At 41.3% G+C, this 2,200-nt stretch carries 2 protein-coding genes and 1 pseudogene; 2 read left to right on the top strand and 1 reads right to left on the bottom strand.

The window, feature by feature from the left end; all coding sequences use genetic code 11:
• Nucleotides 1–499: RNA polymerase sigma factor (locus VNZ46_RS26690; RefSeq protein ID WP_325564302.1), on the bottom strand; the 499-nt coding region annotated here is incomplete at its 3' end.
• A 540-nt stretch (nucleotides 500–1,039) separates the two neighbouring features.
• Between VNZ46_RS26690 and VNZ46_RS26685 the strand changes: the two genes are divergently transcribed.
• Together VNZ46_RS26685 and VNZ46_RS26680 are read left to right on the top strand one after the other, a co-directional pair.
• The gene (locus VNZ46_RS26685) at nucleotides 1,040–1,846 is read left to right on the top strand and encodes an outer membrane beta-barrel protein (protein ID WP_325564300.1); all 807 of its coding nucleotides are present in this window, start codon (nucleotides 1,040–1,042) and stop codon (nucleotides 1,844–1,846) included.
• A 67-nt stretch (nucleotides 1,847–1,913) separates the two neighbouring features.
• Nucleotides 1,914–2,200: pseudogene (locus VNZ46_RS26680) on the top strand (GTPase HflX); the annotation flags it as partial.

Below are 2,200 nucleotides of genomic sequence, written 5' to 3'. Positions count from 1 at the left end.
TTTTCACCGTTCCTGGTGATAAACCAAGCTGGGCAGCAATTTCGGAGTGACCCATGCCTTCGTGATTATGAAGAATATACACTTTTTTCTGTTGTGGAGGAAGCTCGTCTATCGCCTTGTCGATGAGTCCGTTATAAGGATATTCGGGATTAAGGATCTCATCAGGTTCTTCTTTCTGTCCTGCCGTGTTCTCCCATTCCTGTTTTTTCATTTTCTCTCTGGCTATCTGTTTAAGGCAGTTGAATGCGCGGTTGCGGGCAATGACGAAGAGATATGCTTCAAAATTTTGTATGTTATCTAATGAAGAGCGGTTCTTCCAGATCTTCAGAAAGACATCCTGTACGATTTCTTCTGTCAGCGGGAAGGAGTCAGTAAGACGTAAGATATAGGAACCCAGCTTATTGTGGTAGGCATAGAATAATACTGTGAATGCAATTTCATCCCCATGCGTTACACGAAGTAAAAGGCTCTTTTCATCATATGGAGGGTTGGTGGTCACAATTAATAAGCAATTCGTGAAAAGCTTGGTTTGGGTTTAGGCCATAGCGGGAGATTTCTTTTATATTTGCTCCATAGCATAAGGACTAGAAATAAAATTAAATGGCTGCTTACGTTAACAATCTGCGGACCAAATTAAATTAAATTTTCATTATTTCTGATCGTCTTTCAGAATATTCGGGCAGATACTTCATGGACTCACCTGGAATAGCGGAAAAACCGGCACTCCGCCTGCGGAAAAAGCATTTTGAGCTGGTAAAGCAAAAAGTAATATATTGCGGCAAAATTTATCAATTTATAAGGATTTTATACTGAATTGGTTATGTTAAAACCTTTATGAATTGAATCGAAACCGGTTCGCAATCAGTCCTCTAACCATCGGACTAAAAGAACAGGTTTTGGCTTCTTTAACCTTTTATTAACCCGAAGGGGAATACATTTGTCAATCAATTGTAACGCGCTTGGTTTAAGCCTAAACTGATGAAAAATGTCCATGCGGGTTCTATTGGATCATTAAAAGACATTACCTACAAGTGAAATTATGAAGAAGTATTTCGTTACTGCAATAGTGTTTTTAGCCACAACTGCTGCTTTCGCTCAAACAAAAGATTCTGTTGCTATCATCAGTAAGCCTACAGTTCCCGCAAAGAGTACAACCCCTGCGAAGAGTACAGAAACTGCAAAGCCCGTCAAGAAGGATTGGTCTAAAACCGATCTTGCCAGACGTGCCAATGACCATTTCATGTTCCAGCTTGGTTACGATAACTGGGCCGGTACCCCGGATAGTATTCATATACAAGGTTTTAACCGGAGCGTCAATGTATATTTCATGTTCGATTTTCCATTTAAGACGGATCCCCGGTTTAGTATCGGAACCGGTATTGGAATTGGGTGCAGCAATATATTCTTCCATCAGCAGGAAGTACTGGTGGCTAACTACGGGAATCAGACGCTTGCCTTTCCTGATGAGGCAGGTGCTAATCATTATAAGAAATTCAAATTAGTCACCACCTATCTGGAAGCTCCGATAGAATTACGGTATTGCCTGGATCCCGAGAACACGAACAAATCTTGGAAATTTGCTGTAGGCGCTAAAGTGGGACTTATGCTGAGTGCTTATACAAAAGGCAAGACACTGCAGAATTCTGCGGGACAGACCCTGGGCAACTATATTCAAAAGGAAAGCTCCAAACAATTTTTTAATACTACCAAGCTGGCGGGCACGGCCAGAATTAATAAGGGCGTATTTGGCTTATTCGGTCAATTTCAGTTTAATAGCCTGATAAAAAACAGCGCTGGCCCTGCTGTATTCCCCTTCTCTGCAGGTATTACCATTACCGGCTTATAAAAGACTGAAGAGTGGAACAGTCTATTCAATTCTTACGCATTACCTTTGCCCTCCAAAAGGTAATATATTGTTAGATAAGAAAAACAGCATACACGAAGAAAAGGCCGTATTGGTCGGTTTGATCCATAAGGAACAAACAGAAGAGCAAGCCCGGGAATATCTGGATGAACTGGCTTTTCTGGCAGAGACAGCCGGGGCAGTGACCTTGAAACGATTTACTCAGAAGTTACAACATCCTGATAGCAAGACTTTTATAGGGAAAGGGAAACTGGAGGAGATTAAGACATATATTACCTTGAAAGAGGTAAAACTGGTAATCTTCGATGATGAATTGTCCGGTTCGCAGATCTCCAA

Source organism: Pedobacter sp. (genome assembly GCF_035566355.1).
In the GTDB taxonomy this organism is placed as follows: Bacteria; Bacteroidota; Bacteroidia; order Sphingobacteriales; family Sphingobacteriaceae; genus Pedobacter.
The sequence above is the reverse complement of the archived record's forward strand: the minus strand, read 5'-3'. Positions and strand labels throughout refer to the sequence as shown.

What these genes read in the sequence shown, in the direction of transcription:
- VNZ46_RS26685 (WP_325564300.1), top strand. Translation starts at nt 1,040, where the DNA reads ATGAAGAAGTATTTCGTTACTGCAATAGTGTTTTTAGCCACAACTGCT.